Origin of the sequence: Cupriavidus sp. IK-TO18 (assembly GCF_015549295.1) — a bacterium.
Taxonomy (GTDB): Bacteria; Pseudomonadota; Gammaproteobacteria; order Burkholderiales; family Burkholderiaceae; genus Cupriavidus; species Cupriavidus oxalaticus_A.
Genome location: NZ_JADGMP010000033.1, coordinates 22058 through 36348, shown reverse-complemented (window position 1 = coordinate 36348; position 14291 = coordinate 22058). Strand labels below are relative to the sequence as shown.

Genomic DNA, 14291 nt, shown 5'->3' with positions numbered 1-14291 from the left:
CTGTTATTCGGGCTTCCAGTGCTCGTTCGGGTGCAGGTCCAGCGTCGCGGCGGCCACCACCTGCAGCACGAAGTCCTCGTAGCTGATGCCGGCCGCGCGCGCCGCCATCGGCACCAGCGAGTGGCCGGTCATGCCGGGCGAGGTATTCATCTCGAGCAGGAAAGGCTTGCCGTCGGCGCGCAGCATCACGTCGGCGCGCGCCCAGCCGCGGCAGCCCAGCACGCGATAGGACTGCACCGCCAGCGCCTGGACTTCCTTCTCGACTTCGGGGTCCAGTCCTGACGGACACAAGTATTGGGTATCGTCAGTAAAGTACTTATTTTGATAGTCGTAGTTCGCTTCGGGCGCGACGATGCGGATCACCGGCAGCGCTTCGGCGGTATCGCCCTCGCCCACGATCGGGCAGGTCAGCTCGGCGCCGTCGATGAAAGTCTCGGCGATGACGTCGTTGTCCAGCGCCTCGGCCTTCTCGAACGCCTCGCGCATCTGCCCGGCCGCCGTCACCTTGGTCAGGCCGATCGACGAGCCTTCGCGCGCCGGCTTGACGATCAGCGGCAGGCCCAGGTCGGCGACCACCGCGTCGAAATCCGTATCGGCATGCAGCATCGCGAAACGCGGCGTGGGCAGGTCATGCGTGGTCCACAGGCGCTTGGTGGCCTGCTTGTCCATCGCCAGCGCCGAGGCCAGCACGCCGCTGCCGGTGTAGGGCACGCCCAGTTGTTCCAGCAGGCCCTGGATGGTGCCGTCTTCGCCATAGCGGCCGTGCAGCGCGATAAAGACGCGGTCGAACTTGGCCGCGGCCAGCTCGGCCACGCCTTGCAGGCCGGGATCGAAGCCATGCGCGTCGACGCCGCGCGACTGCAGCGCGGCCAGCACGCCGCTGCCCGACATCAGCGAGATCTCGCGCTCGGCCGAGCGGCCGCCGAACAGCACGCCGACCTTGCCCAGCGACTTGGGATCGATATTGGGATGGGCGACGAAGCTCATTGCTGGCCTCCCGACTGTTGCGTCTGCTGGTGCGACACCAGTTGCCCCGGCACGCCGCCGATCGAGCCGGCGCCCATCGTCACGACCACATCGCCGGGCCGGACAGCATTCAGGATGGCCTGCGGCATCTCTTCCATCTGCTCCACGAAAACAGGTTCTACCTTGCCGGCCACGCGCAACGCGCGGGTCAGCGCACGGCCGTCGGCGGCCACGATCGGGGTCTCGCCGGCGGCATAGACCTCGGACAGCAGCAGGGCATCGACAGTGCCCAGCACTTTGACGAAGTCTTCAAAGCAATCCCGCGTACGGGTGAATCGGTGCGGCTGGAACGCCAGCACCAGGCGGCGGCCCGGGAACGCGCCGCGCGCCGCGGCAAGCGTGGCGGCCATTTCCACCGGGTGGTGGCCGTAGTCGTCCACCAGCGTGAAGGTGCCGGCACCGTCGGTGGTGGCCACTTCGCCGTAGCGCTGGAAGCGGCGGCCCACGCCGTGGAACTCGCGCAGCGCCTTGACGATGGCGGCGTCGGGCACTTCCAGCTCGGTCGCGATGGCGATCGCCGCCAGCGCGTTCTGCACGTTGTGCATGCCGGGCAGGTTCAGCACGATTTCCAGCGGCGGCTCGGTATGGCCGTTGAGCTGGCGCAGCACGGTGAAGTGCATCTGGCCGTCGACCGCGCGCGCGTCCACGGCGCGGATCTGCGCGTCTTCGGCAAACCCGTAGCGCACCACCGGCTTGGACACGAACGGCAGGATCTCGCGCACGTTGGGGTCGTCGACGCACAGCACGGCAATGCCGTAGAACGGCAGGCGCTGCGTGAATTCGATGAACGCCTGCTTGAGCCGGGCAAAGTCGTGCCCGTAGGTGTCCATGTGGTCGGCATCGATATTGGTGATGACCTCGATGACCGGGAACAGGTTCAGGAACGATGCGTCGGATTCATCCGCCTCGGCCACGATGAAGTCGCCGGTGCCCAGGCGCGCGTTGGCGCCGGCGGAGTTGAGCCGGCCGCCGATGACGAAGGTGGGATCCAGCCCGCCTTCGGCCAGCACCGATGCCACCAGGCTGGTGGTGGTGGTCTTGCCGTGCGTGCCGGCGATGGCCACGCCCTGCTTCAGGCGCATCAGCTCGGCCAGCATCACCGCGCGCGGCACCACCGGGATGCGCTTGCTGCGGGCGGCCAGCACCTCGGGGTTGTCGCCGCTGACCGCGGTCGACACCACCACGGCGTTGGCCCCGGTCACGTTGGCCGCGTCATGCCCGTGCATGACCGTGGCGCCGAGCGAGGCCAGGCGCCGCGTGGCGGCATTGCTGCCCACGTCGGAACCCGAGACCTTGTAGCCCAGGTTCAGCAGGACCTCGGCGATGCCGCTCATGCCGGCCCCGCCGATCCCCACGAAGTGGATGTTTTTGACGATATGCTTCATTGGATTGCTGCTTCGCTCACTTCAGTCCCTGGCCAGCTGGCTGCACACCTCGGCGACGCGCCGGGTTGCCTCAGGCTTGGCCAGTCCGCGCGCCAGGCGCGCCATGTCTTTCAGCTGCGACCGGGTCAGGCTGGCGATGGTCTGCGCCAGGCCCTCGGCCGTCAGGTCTTGTTGCTGCACCAACAGGGCCGCGCCCTGGCTGGATAAAAACTTTGCGTTGGTGGTCTGGTGATCGTCCACTGCGTGCGGGAACGGCACGAACAGCGCCGCCACGCCCGCCGCGGCCACTTCCGACACGGTCATCGCGCCGGCGCGGCAGATCACGAGATCCGCATCGGCATAGGCGCGCGCCATGTCGTCGATGAACGGCAGGGTCTGCGCCGGCACCTGTGCCGCCGCATAGTTGGCGCGCAGCGTGTCGATCTGCTTCGCGCCCGCCTGGTGCGTCACCACCGGGCGCTCGCTTTCCGGCAGCAGCGCGATCGCCTTCGGCACCACCTCGTTCAGCGCCGCGGCGCCCAGGCTGCCGCCCACCACCAGGATGCGCAGCGGACCGGTGCGCTGGTCGTAGCGCGCCTGGGGCGCATCCAGGTGCGCCAGTTCCTCGCGCACCGGGTTGCCGGTCCATTCGCCGCCGGGCAGCGTGTCCGGGAACGCGCACAGCACGCGGTCGGCCACCTTGGCCAGCACCTTGTTGGCCAGGCCGGCGATCGAGTTCTGCTCGTGCAGCACCAGCGGGCGGCCCAGCAGCGAGGCCATCATGCCGGCCGGGAAGGTGATATACCCGCCCATGCCCAGCACCACGTTCGGCTTTACCCGGCGCAGCGCGCCGATGCTCTGCCAGAACGCGCGCAGCAGGTTCAGCGGCAGCAGGAACTTGGTCACCAGCCCCTTGCCACGCAGGCCGCCGAACTGGATGTATTCCATCGGGATGCCGTGCTTGGGCACCAGCGTGGCTTCCATGCCGGTGCGGTTGCCCAGCCAGACGATGTTCCAGCCCTGCTCGCGCAACGCATGCGCGACCGCCAGCCCCGGGAACACATGCCCCCCGGTGCCGCCGGCCATCACGAGCAGGGTGCGCGGTGCGGTCATACCTTGCCTCCGCGCATCAACACACGGTTTTCATAGTCAATGCGCAGCAGGATCGCCAACGCCACGCAGTTCATCAGAATCCCCGACCCGCCATAGCTCACCAGCGGCAGCGTCAGCCCCTTGGTCGGCAGCAGCCCCAGGTTCACGCCCATGTTGATAAAGGTCTGCCAGCCGATCCACACGCCGATGCCCTTGGCCACCAGTCCGGCAAAGGTGCGGTCGAGCTGCAGCGCGGTGCGGCCGATATTGAAGGCGCGGCGCACCAGCCAGTAGAACAGCACGATCACCACCAGCACGCCGACAAAGCCAAACTCCTCGCCGATTACCGCAAGGATGAAGTCGGTATGCGCCTCGGGCAGGTAGTGCAGCTTCTCGATGCTGCCGCCCAGTCCGACCCCGGTCCACTCGCCGCGGCCGAAGGCAATCAGCGAATGCGTGAGCTGGTAGGCCTTGCCCAGCGCGTTGCTCTCTTCCCACGGGCTCAGGTAGGCAAAGATCCGCTCGCGCCGCCATGGGGACGCCGTGATCAGCAGCGCGAACGCGCCCACCGCCACGCCGACCAGCCCGGCGAACAGCTTGCCGTTGATGCCGCCCAGGAACAGGATGCCCATCGCCACCGCCGCGATCACCAGGAACGCGCCCATGTCGGGCTCGAGCAGCAGCAGCATGCCGACCACCACTACCGCCACGCCCATCGGCAGGAAGCCCTTGGACACGGTCTGCATCCACTCCTGCTTGCGCACGGTGTAGTTGGCGGCGTACAGCACCACTGCCAGCTTCATCAGTTCCGACGGCTGGAAATTCATCACGCCCAGCGGGATCCACCGGCGCGCGCCGTTCACGCCCTTGCCGACGAACGGCACCAGCACGATCACCAGCAGGATCAGCGCGACGATAAAGAGCTTGGGCGCATACCGGTCCCACACCTTCACCGGCACCTGGAACGCCACCAGCCCGACCGACAGTCCGATAAACAGCGCGAACGCATGCCGCACCAGGAAATGGCTTTCGCGGTAGTTGGCGTAGCGCGGCGAATCCGGCAGCGCGATCGAGGCCGAAAAGACCATCACCAGGCCGAGCGCGAGCAGCACGATCGCGACCCACAGCAGGGGCTGGTCGTACTCCATCATGCGCGAACGCGTGGGCTTGACGCCCGAAACCGCGTCACGCAGGCCACCCCAGGCGTTGCCGATGGTGGCGCCGATGAAACCGCTGCGCTTGACCTGTGCCTCACTCATGGCAGGATCCCCCGGGACAGGGCCAGTTCTTCCACCGCGGCGCGGAATACCTCGGCGCGGTGCACGTAGTTGCGGAACATGTCGAGGCTGGCGCAGGCCGGCGAAAGCAGCACGACGTCGCCGCGCTCGGCCAGTTCGGTTGCCTTGGTCACGGCTTCTTCCAGCGTGGCGGCATCGGCCAGGGTCGAGCCGCTGCCCTGCAGGGCATCGCGCAACTCTCCCGCGGCCCGGCCGATCAGCACCACGGCGCGTGCGTATTGCGCCACCGGCGCGGCCAGCGGCGAGAAATCCTGGCCCTTGCCTTCGCCGCCCGCGATCAGCACCACGCGCTTGTCCAGCCCGGACAGCGCGGCCACGGTGGCGCCGACATTGGTGCCCTTGCTGTCGTCGAAATACTCGACGTCATCGATGGTGGCGACCCACTCCACGCGGTGCGGCTCGCCGCGATACTCGCGCAGGCCATGCAGCAACGCGTTCATCGGCAGGTCGATGGCACGGCACAGCGCCAGCGCCGCCATGGCGTTGGTGGCGTTGTGCATGCCACGGATATGCAGCGCATCGGCCGGCATCAGGCGCTTGTGGCGCACCGGCACGGCTTCCTCGGTAGCTTCGGCGGCCTTGCGGCGGCGCGGCTTGCCCTCCCCTTGCGCTTCCGAATCGGGTTCGGCCAGCACCAGCCAGGGCATGCCGCCCTCGCGCAGGATGCCGAAGCTGCCCGGCACTTCCGGCAGATCGATGCCGAAAGTCACCGGCTTGCGGCCCGCCCGCGCCATGTCCAGCGTGAGCCGGTCATTGCGGTTCAGCACCTGCACGCACTCGCTGCCGGCGGGCCCGAAGATGCGCGCCTTGGAGGCGGCGTAGGCTTCCATCGAGCCGTGCCAGTCAAGATGGTCCTGGCTCACGTTGAGCACGGTGGCCGCATCCGGCGCCAGCGTATGCGTGGTTTCCAGCTGGAAGCTGGAGAGTTCCAGCACCCACACCTCCGGCAGCGTGGCCGAGGCGATGCACGCCGACAGCTTGTCCAGCGCCGACGGGCTGATATTGCCCGCCACTGCCACGGTCTTGCCGGCGCGCTCGACCAGCCGGCCGGTCAGTGCCGTGGTGGTGGTCTTGCCATTGGTGCCGGTGATCGCGAGCAGCTTCGGCGCGTAGCCGGATTCGGCCTCCAGGTGCCTGAGCGCGCGCACGAACAGCTCGATCTCGCCCCACACCGGGATGCCGCGCGCCTGCGCGGCGGCCAGAAGCGCTCCGGTGCCGGCATCCAGCGGCGACAGGCCGGGGCTGATCGCCACCAGGCCGATACCGTCGAGCAGGCTTTCCGAGAACGGCCCGCCCACGAACCCGGCCGAAGTCAGCTCGGCCTGCAGGAAGACTAGGTTGGCGGGCGCCTCGCGCGTGTCGGCCACGCGCACCGCGCAGCCGTTCAGGCCACACCAGCGCGCCATGGCCAGCCCCGATTCGCCGAGGCCAAGTACCAGCACATGAGGTTTCTGCAGCTCGCCAAACACTTCGATTTCCTGCCTTTGGTTTCCTGTTTCTATATAGAGAGCGCCGCGGTTCTGACCATCGGCGCAACCACCAACACCCCTAGCGCAGCTTCAGCGTCGACAATCCGATCAGCACCAGCAGCATGGTGATGATCCAGAAGCGCACCGTGACCTGCGTTTCCTTCCAGCCGCCCAGCTCGAAATGGTGGTGCAGCGGCGCCATCCGGAACAGCCGCCTGCCCTCGCCAAAACGGCGCTTGGTGATCTTGAACCACGTGACCTGCGCCATCACCGACAGCGTTTCGACCACGAAGATGCCGCCCATCACGAACAGCACGATCTCCTGGCGCACGATCACCGCCACCGTGCCCAGCGCGCCGCCCAGCGCCAGCGCGCCCACGTCGCCCATGAACACCTGCGCCGGATGCGCGTTGAACCAGAGGAAAGCCAGCCCTGCCCCGCCCAGCGCGGAACAGAAGATCAGCAGCTCCCCCGCGCCCGGGATATGCGGGAACAGCAGGTACTTGCTGTAGACCGCGTTGCCCATCACGTAGGCAAACACGCCCAGCCCGCCGCCCACCAGCACCACCGGCATGATCACCAGGCCGTCCAGGCCGTCGGTCAGGTTCACGGCGTTGCTCGAGCCCACGATCACCAGGTAGGTCAGCACGATGAAGCCGGCCACGCCCAGCGGGTAGCTGATCTCCTTGAAGAAGGGCACGATCAGGTTGGACTTGTACGGCATGTCGAGCGACAGCCCGCCCTCGACCCAGTTCAGGAACAGCTCCCAGACCCGCACGTTGCTGCTTTCGGACACCGAGAACGCCAGGTAGACCGCGGCCACCAGGCCGATCAGCGTCTGCCAGAAAAACTTTTCGCGGCTCGACATGCCGCGCGGATCGCGATAGACCACCTTGCGGTAGTCGTCGACCCAGCCGATGGCGCCGTAGCCGAAGGTGACCAGCATCACCACCCAGATAAAGCGGTTGCCCCAGTCGCACCAAAGCAGCGTCGAGACGGCAATCGACACCAGCACCAGCACGCCGCCCATGGTCGGCGTGCCGGACTTGACCAGGTGCGTCTGCGGGCCGATGGTGCGCACCGCCTGGCCGACCTTCAGCTCGGTCAGCTTGCGGATCACCCACGGCCCGAACGTCAGGCCGATCAGCAGCGCGGTGAGGTTGGCCATCACCGCGCGGAAAGTCAGGTAGTTGACGACCCGGAGGAAGCTGTAGTCGTTTTGCAGCCACTGGGCCAGAGCCAATAACATCGTGTTGTCTTCGTTAATGTGCGGAAGTGTCTGCGACCAGCGCAGCGACCATCCGTTCCATGCGCATGAAGCGCGATCCCTTCACCAGCACGGCGCCGGCTTGCGCCACCATGCCCCCGCTGTCTTCCTCCAGGGCCTTTGCCAGGTCCTCCGCGCTGCCGAAATGGCGGCCATTGGCGCCGAACGCACGCACCGCGTGCACGGCCAGCTCGCCGGTGCCCCACAGCGTGTCGATGCCGCGCGCCTGCGCGTAGGCGCCGATTTCTTCGTGGAACGCCGGCCCCTGGTCGCCCACCTCGCCCATGTCGCCCAGCACCAGCACGCGCGGCGCGGCGAAGCCGGCCAGCACGTCGATGGCGGCGCGCATGGAATCGGGGTTGGCGTTGTAGGTGTCGTCGATGACCACCGTGCCGCCCGGTGTGTACTTCACCTGCAGACGGCCCTTGACCGCCTGGAAGCCGGCCAGCCCCGCCTGGATCGCCGGCACGTGCACGCCCGCGGCCAGCGCGCAGGCGATAGCCGCCAGCGCGTTGCGCACGTTGTGCTCGCCCAGCAGCGCGAGCCTGACTTCAAACGCATGGCCCGGCGCACGCACCTGCATCACCTGCGCGCCGTCGACCAGTGCCATGGTGGCGTGCACATCCGCGCGCTGCGAGGTGCCGAACGACAGCGCGCGGCGCGCACCGGCGGCCTCGCGCCAGACCGGCGCAAAGGCACCGCCGCTTTCCTCGTCGAGCGGGAACACTGCCACGCCGTCCGCCGGCAGCGCCGCCAGCGCGGCCGCGTGTTCGTGCGCCACGGCTTCCACGCTGACCATGAATTCCTGGTGCTCGCGCTGCGCGTTGGTGATGACCGCCACGGTGGGCTGGGCGATGCCGGCCAGGTAGACGGTCTCGCCCGGATGGTTCATGCCGAGCTCCAGCACCGCCAGCTTGTGCGTGGCGCGCAGGCGCAGCACCGTCAACGGCAGGCCGATGTCGTTGTTCAGGTTGCCGCCGGTGGCCAGGCGCTGGTCCTCGCCCACCGCCGCGGCGAAGATCGCCGCGATCATTTCCTTGACCGTGGTCTTGCCGTTGCTGCCGGTCACCGCCACCGCGGGCAGCGTGAACCGGCGGCGCCAGCCGGCGCCCAGCTCGCCCAGCGCGATGCGGGTGTCGGGGGCGACGATGGCCGGCACGCCGGCATAGTTGCTGGTAGCCGCGTCGCGGCTCACCAGCACCGCAGCGGCGCCCTTGGCCACCACGTCGGCGATGAAATCATGCGCATCGAAGCGCTCGCCCTTCAGCGCGACGAACAGGTCGCCGGGCTCGACGGTACGGCTGTCGGTCTGCACGCGCGAGAACGCAACGGCGCCGTCGCCACAAACGCGCGCGCCGGCGATCCAGCCGGCGGCGTCCTGCAAGGTAGTCATGGTGGTCTGGCTCATGCCGATACTCCACGGGTGGCAAGCGCCAGGCGGACATGCTCGCGGTCGGAGAACGGGCGCTTGCGCCCCTGGATCTCCTGGGTGGCCTCGTGGCCCTTGCCTGCCACCAGCACCACGTCGGCCGGGGCCGCATGCTTGATGGCGTAGAGAATGGCCGCGGCGCGGTCCTCGATCTGGCGGCCGCGCGCGCGGTCCGCCATGCCGTCGGAGATCGCGTCAAGGATGTCCTGCGGGTCCTCGCTGCGCGGGTTGTCGCTGGTCAGGATGACGTCGTCGGCCAGTCGTTCGGCCACTGCGCCCATCAGCGGGCGCTTGATCGGGTCGCGGTCGCCGCCGCAGCCGAACACGCACCACAGGCGGCCATGGCGCGCCTGCGCCACCGGGCGCAGCGCGGCCAGCGTCTGTTCCAGCGCGTCGGGGGTGTGGGCATAGTCGACCACGGCGAGCGGGCCCAGCGCGGCATCGCCACCGTTGGCGCCGAACAGTTCCATGCGGCCCTCGACCGGCGTCAGCGCGCGCAGCGCGGCCAGGGCCGCATCCCACGCCACGCCGTTGGCCAGCGCCGCGCCCAGCACCGCCAGCAGGTTGCTGACGTTGAAGGCGCCGATCATGGGCGTGGACATCTCGGCGCTGCCGAAGTTGCCGTCGATATGGAAAGCGGTGCCGTTGGGCGTGGCGCGCACGTTGGTGGCGCGCAGCCATTCGCCGCGCGGGCGGCGCACCGTGGCGGCGCCGGGCCCGTCGATGCCGTATTCGATCACGTGCGGCGCGGCGATCGCGGCCGCGTCCGCGGCCAGCAGCCGCTGGCCCATGGCGTCGTCGCGGTTGACCACCGCGGTGCGCAGGCCGTCCCAGCGGAACAGGCGCTCCTTGGCGGCCTCGTACTCGGCCATCGAGCCGTGGTAGTCGAGGTGGTCCTGCGTCAGGTTGGTCAGCACCGCCACCGAGAAATGCGTGCCGGCGACGCGCTCCTGCTCGAGGCCGTGCGAGGACACTTCCATCGCCACGGCACGCGCGCCGGCATCGTGCAGCGCCGCCAGGCTGGCCTGCAGCTGCACCGCGTCGGGCGTGGTGAAGCCGGTCGCCTGCAGGGCGCCGGGGAAACCGGTGCCGAGCGTGCCGACGGTCGCGCATGGCGTGCCCGCGGCCTGCAGCACGCGCGCCAGCCACTGGCTGCACGAGGTCTTGCCGTTGGTGCCGGTGATGCCGGTCACGGCCAGGCCGCGCACCGGATTGCCGTGCCAGCCGGCGGCGATCGGGCCGGCAAGCTGATGCAGGTTGCTGAGCGCCAGGTGGGGCACGACATCGCCAAACGGCCAGTCGAAGCCGTCGGCCTCATAGACGATGGCGCCGGCGCCGGCCGCGATGGCCTGCTGGATATACGGCCGCCCATCGGTGGTCAGGCGCTCGTTGCCGAGCACGTAGGCGAAGAACACGTCGCCGTGCGCCAGCCGGCGGCTATCGCCGGTCAGCTGCGCCGAAGCGGCCACGTTGGTACGCAGCCAGGCCAGCGCGTTGCTGGCCTGGGTGGTCACCTCGAGCGGGAGCAGGGGCTTGGCCGTCATTGGGTCGCAGTCCACGGTTCGCTTTCCGGCACCTTGTCGCTGACCACCAGCTGGCGGATCGGCGAATCGGGCTGGACATTCAGTGCGCGCAGCGTGCCGCCGGTGATGGCGGCGAACGCCGGGCCGGCCACCAGGCCGCCATAGTGGCTGCCGGCGGTGGGCTCGTCGACGCTGACGGCGACGATGATGCGCGGGTTGGACATCGGCGCCAGGCCGATGAACGAGGCGCGGTACTTGCTGCGGTTGTAGCCGCGGCCTTCGTGCTTGTAGGCGGTGCCGGTCTTGCCGCCGACGCGGTAGCCCATCACCTGCGCCTCGGGCGCGGTGCCGCCGGGCGCGGTCACGGTTTCCATCATGGCGCGCACGTCGCGCGCCACCTGCGGCGACAGGATGCGCTCGCCGGTGGCCGGGCCGTTGGTGCGGAACATGGTGACCGGGATCAGCTCCCCGTCGTGCGCAAAGATGGTGTAGGCATGCGCCATCTGGAACAGCGACACCGACAGGCCGTAGCCGTACGACATGGTGGCCTGCTCGATCGGACGCCAGCTCTTGAACGGGCGCACGCGCCCCGCCACCGCGCCGGGGAAGCCGATCTTGGGCGCCTGGCCCAGGCCGATGCTGGTGTACATGTCCCACATCTCCTGCGGCTTCATCAGCATCGCGATCTTGGTCGTGCCGATATTGGACGACTTCTGTATCACGCCGGTGACGGTGAGCGCGCCGTAGTTGTGGGTATCGGTGATGGTGGCGCCTTCGAACTGGTACTTGCCGGTGGTAGTGATCACCGTCGATGGCGTCACGCGCTTGAGCTGCAGCGCCAGCCCCACGGTGATCGGCTTCATCATTGAGCCGGGCTCGAAGGTGTCGGTCAGCACGCGGTTGCGCAGCTGCTCGCCGGACAGCCGGGTGCGGTCGTTGGGGTTGTAGGTGGGCCAGTTGGCCAGCGCCAGCACCTCGCCGGTCTGGGCGTCGAGCACCACCGCGCTGGCGGCCTTGGCCTTGTGCTTCTCGACCACGGCCTTCAGTTCGTTGTAGGCCAGGTACTGGATCTTGGCGTCGATCGACAGCTGGATGTCCTCGCCGTCGCGCGGAGTCTTCAGGATGCCGATATCCTCGACCACGCGGCCGAGGCGGTCCTTGATCACCTGGCGCGCGCCGGCGCGGCCGGCCAGCCCGGTCTCGCGCGCCAGCTCCACGCCTTCCTGGCCGCGGTCCTCGACGTTGGTGAAGCCCACGATATGCGCCATCGCCTCGCCTTCCGGGTAGAAGCGCTTGTACTCGCGGGTCTGGTGGATGCCGTCGATCTTGAGCGCGGCGATCTTGTCGGCGACGTCGGGCAGCACCTGGCGCTTCAGGTAGACAAAGCCCTTGTCTTCCGACAGCTTCTTGCCGAGGTCTTTCTCGGACATGCCGAGCAGCTTGGCCAGCTGGCGGATCTTGGCCAGCTCGACCTGGTTGGGCACGTCCTCGGGCACCGCCCAGATCGCCTTGACCGGCAGGCTGGTGGCCAGCACCAGGCCGTTGCGGTCGAGGATCTTGCCGCGCGTGGCCGGCAGCTCCAGCGTGCGCTGGAAGCGCTTCTTGCCCTCGGCCTCATAGAACTGGTTGCCCGGACCCTGGATCCATGCGGCGCGCAGCGCCAGCGCGACAAAGGCCGCGAACATCAGGAACACCACCAGCTTGGAGCGCCACATCGGCAGGCGCAGCCCCAGCACCGGGCTGGCCGAGAACTGGCCGCTGCGCGGGCGCGACGGGGTGCCGCTGCCGTTGCGGCCGGGCGGGTTGGGTCGGGCCATGCTCATGGGCGCGCCTCCGCCTCGCTGGCCGGCGCTGGCTGCGCCGGCGGCAGCACGATGCCCGACAGGTATTGGGTCTTGCCGGGGTTGGCCGGCGCCATCTTCAGCTGCGCGCGCGCCGCGTCGGCGATGCGCGCGCTCTTGCCAAGCGAGCTCTGCTGGTACTGCAGGCGCGCCCAGTCGATGTCGAGCTGGCGTTCTTCCCCCTGCGCCCGCTCCAGCGCCACGAACAGCGTGCGCGCCTGGTGCTGCGCGCTCACCAGCGAAAGCGCACACAGGATCAGCGCGGCCAGCAGGAAGAAGGTCAGGCGGTTCATGCGCGCGCACCTCCGCCGGCCGGAGCCAGTTTCTCGGCCACACGCATCACGGCCGAGCGCGCGCGCGGGTTGGCTGCGATTTCCTCGGCGCCGGGCTTGGAGCGGCCCAGCAGGCGCAGCGTGGGTTGCGGCAGGTCGGCCGCGCGCAGCGGCGCGCGGCGCAGGGCCGGGTCGGCATCCTGCTGGGGACGGGCGTGCGCCGCCATGAACCGCTTGACGATGCGGTCCTCCAGCGAATGGAAGCTGATCACCACCAGGCGTCCCCCTACCTGCAGCAGGTCATAAGCCGCCTTCAGCCCTCTTTCGAGGTCCTCAAGCTCTTGATTGACGTGAATCCGTAGAGCCTGAAAGGTGCGGGTCGCAGGGTCCTGGCCCTTCTCGCGTGTTTTGACGGCTTTCGCCACGAGCGCGGCAAGGTCGGCAGTAGTGGCGATGGGTCCGCCATCGCCGGGTTCGCGCCGGCGAGCAACAATCGCCTTTGCAATCTGTACAGCAAACCGTTCTTCCCCATAGTCTCGTATCACCCTGGCAATGTCCTGCTCATCCGCCTGCGCCAGCCACTGCGCGGCGGTGATGCCGCGCGTGGTGTCCATGCGCATGTCCAGCGGGCCCTCGAAACGAAAGGAAAACCCCCTCGCCGCCTCATCGATCTGGGGCGAGCTGATCCCCAGGTCGAGCAGCACGCCGGCCACGTGGCCGCGCCCGGCCAGGCGCTCTGCCATGTCCGCAAAGCTGGCGTGCTCAATGGAGAAGCGGGCATCCCCGATGGTGCCCGCTTCTGCGATTGCTGCTGGGTCCTTGTCGAACGCGACCAGGGCCCCGTCTGGGCCCAGCCGGGCCAGTACCGCCCGGCTGTGCCCTCCCCTGCCGAAGGTGCCGTCCACGTAGACGCCGCCCGGGCGCCAGACCAGGGCGTCGACGGCCTCGTCCAGCAGCACGGTGCGATGGCGCAGGGCGGGGGTTGCCGGCGTTCCGGTAGGACTCATGACCTCTTCAGAAAGAGAAATTTTTCAATGCTTCGGGCATGCCTTGCGCCATCGCCTGCTGTTCCTTGGCGGCGTAAGTCGCGGCATCCCACACTTCGAAATGGCTGCCCATGCCGAGCAGCATGACTTCCTTGTCGAGCATGGCTGCACTGCGCAGCTCCGGCGCGATCAGCACCCGGCCTGCGCCGTCCATTTCCACGTCGGCGGCGTTGCCCAGGAAGATGCGCTTCCACCAGTGCGCATCCATCGGCAGCGCTGCAATGCGCGTGCGGAAGGTTTCCCACTCGGGCCGGGGAAACAGCAGCAGGCAGCCATCCGGGTGCTTGGTAAGCGTCACCCGGCCCTCGGCCTGCTGTTGCAGCGCCTCGCGGTGCCTGGACGGAATGGACATCCGCCCCTTGGCATCCAGCGACAGCGCCGATGCTCCCTGAAACAAGCTCGCCCCCGGTTACTGCCCGCTGCCGGTGACCCCTGGCGGCTGGCAATCGCGTGAATTCGGCTGTTTCCGACTGTGACGAAATGATCCCACGGTCGGTTCGCAATTTCACACAAAAATACACTTCCTCACACTATTTCCCACTTTAGAGGAAGCAATTTGGGCGGTCAAGGCTGCTTGCAGGGCAGCAAACGAGATTTTTCGAATCAGAACAATGACTTAGCGCGCACACCTCACGCACCGTGAAAGTGAATCCTTAATGAAATG

General features: G+C 68.3%; 12 protein-coding genes. All 12 read right to left on the bottom strand.

All coding sequences use genetic code 11. The annotated features are described in order from the left end of the window. Positions 1–3: 3 nt before the first annotated feature. Positions 4–987 (bottom strand): D-alanine--D-alanine ligase, encoded by a 984-nt coding sequence (locus IPF36_RS25560; RefSeq protein WP_133097997.1) that lies wholly within the window; start codon positions 985–987, stop codon positions 4–6. Further along, positions 984–2411, bottom strand: coding sequence for a UDP-N-acetylmuramate--L-alanine ligase (gene murC, locus IPF36_RS25555; protein ID WP_133097996.1), 1428 nt, complete (start codon positions 2409–2411; stop codon positions 984–986). The genes IPF36_RS25560 and murC overlap by 4 nt, the downstream gene beginning before the upstream one ends. A gap of 21 nt (positions 2412–2432) precedes the next feature. Continuing rightward, positions 2433–3503, bottom strand: a complete 1071-nt coding sequence (gene murG, locus IPF36_RS25550) for an undecaprenyldiphospho-muramoylpentapeptide beta-N-acetylglucosaminyltransferase (RefSeq protein ID WP_195431165.1) — start codon at positions 3501–3503, stop codon at positions 2433–2435. Beyond that, the gene (ftsW, locus tag IPF36_RS25545) at positions 3500–4741 is read right to left on the bottom strand and encodes a putative lipid II flippase FtsW (RefSeq protein ID WP_133097994.1); all 1242 of its coding nucleotides are present in this window, start codon (positions 4739–4741) and stop codon (positions 3500–3502) included. The genes murG and ftsW overlap by 4 nt, the downstream gene beginning before the upstream one ends. Beyond that, on the bottom strand, positions 4738–6249 hold the full coding sequence (gene murD / locus IPF36_RS25540; RefSeq protein ID WP_135705977.1) for a UDP-N-acetylmuramoyl-L-alanine--D-glutamate ligase: 1512 nt from the start codon (positions 6247–6249) through the stop codon (positions 4738–4740). Before murD ends, ftsW begins: the two co-directional genes overlap by 4 nt. A 79-nt stretch (positions 6250–6328) precedes the next feature. Then, on the bottom strand, positions 6329–7498 hold the full coding sequence (gene mraY / locus IPF36_RS25535; RefSeq protein ID WP_133097992.1) for a phospho-N-acetylmuramoyl-pentapeptide-transferase: 1170 nt from the start codon (positions 7496–7498) through the stop codon (positions 6329–6331). Between the two features lie 13 nt (positions 7499–7511). Then, positions 7512–8924: a UDP-N-acetylmuramoyl-tripeptide--D-alanyl-D-alanine ligase gene (murF, locus tag IPF36_RS25530; RefSeq protein ID WP_195431162.1), complete on the bottom strand. Its 1413-nt coding sequence runs from the start codon at positions 8922–8924 to the stop codon at positions 7512–7514. Beyond that, positions 8921–10489, bottom strand: a complete 1569-nt coding sequence (locus IPF36_RS25525) for a UDP-N-acetylmuramoyl-L-alanyl-D-glutamate--2,6-diaminopimelate ligase (RefSeq protein WP_135705979.1) — start codon at positions 10487–10489, stop codon at positions 8921–8923. The genes murF and IPF36_RS25525 overlap by 4 nt, the downstream gene beginning before the upstream one ends. After that, positions 10486–12291, bottom strand: coding sequence for a penicillin-binding protein 2 (locus tag IPF36_RS25520; RefSeq protein WP_133097989.1), 1806 nt, complete (start codon positions 12289–12291; stop codon positions 10486–10488). The genes IPF36_RS25525 and IPF36_RS25520 overlap by 4 nt, the downstream gene beginning before the upstream one ends. Then, the gene (ftsL, locus tag IPF36_RS25515) at positions 12288–12602 is read right to left on the bottom strand and encodes a cell division protein FtsL (protein ID WP_195431159.1); all 315 of its coding nucleotides are present in this window, start codon (positions 12600–12602) and stop codon (positions 12288–12290) included. Before ftsL ends, IPF36_RS25520 begins: the two co-directional genes overlap by 4 nt. After that, the gene (gene rsmH, locus IPF36_RS25510) at positions 12599–13588 is read right to left on the bottom strand and encodes a 16S rRNA (cytosine(1402)-N(4))-methyltransferase RsmH (protein WP_133097987.1); all 990 of its coding nucleotides are present in this window, start codon (positions 13586–13588) and stop codon (positions 12599–12601) included. Before rsmH ends, ftsL begins: the two co-directional genes overlap by 4 nt. Positions 13589–13595: 7 nt before the next feature. Further along, a complete protein-coding gene (gene mraZ / locus IPF36_RS25505; protein WP_010814778.1) occupies positions 13596–14024 on the bottom strand; it encodes a division/cell wall cluster transcriptional repressor MraZ in 429 nt (142 codons plus the stop codon). Between the last annotated feature and the right edge of the window lie 267 nt (positions 14025–14291).

Excerpts from the sequence above, each read along its gene's own strand:
- rsmH (WP_133097987.1), bottom strand. The coding sequence starts at position 13,588 with ATGAGTCCTACCGGAACGCCGGCAACCCCCGCCCTGCGCCATCGCACC.
- murG (WP_195431165.1), bottom strand. The coding sequence starts at position 3,503 with ATGACCGCACCGCGCACCCTGCTCGTGATGGCCGGCGGCACCGGGGGG.
- IPF36_RS25520 (WP_133097989.1), bottom strand. The coding sequence starts at position 12,291 with ATGAGCATGGCCCGACCCAACCCGCCCGGCCGCAACGGCAGCGGCACC.
- murC (WP_133097996.1), bottom strand. The coding sequence starts at position 2,411 with ATGAAGCATATCGTCAAAAACATCCACTTCGTGGGGATCGGCGGGGCC.
- ftsL (WP_195431159.1), bottom strand. The coding sequence starts at position 12,602 with ATGAACCGCCTGACCTTCTTCCTGCTGGCCGCGCTGATCCTGTGTGCG.
- murF (WP_195431162.1), bottom strand. The coding sequence starts at position 8,924 with ATGAGCCAGACCACCATGACTACCTTGCAGGACGCCGCCGGCTGGATC.
- IPF36_RS25560 (WP_133097997.1), bottom strand. The coding sequence starts at position 987 with ATGAGCTTCGTCGCCCATCCCAATATCGATCCCAAGTCGCTGGGCAAG.
- ftsW (WP_133097994.1), bottom strand. The coding sequence starts at position 4,741 with ATGAGTGAGGCACAGGTCAAGCGCAGCGGTTTCATCGGCGCCACCATC.
- IPF36_RS25525 (WP_135705979.1), bottom strand. The coding sequence starts at position 10,489 with ATGACGGCCAAGCCCCTGCTCCCGCTCGAGGTGACCACCCAGGCCAGC.
- mraY (WP_133097992.1), bottom strand. The coding sequence starts at position 7,498 with ATGTTATTGGCTCTGGCCCAGTGGCTGCAAAACGACTACAGCTTCCTC.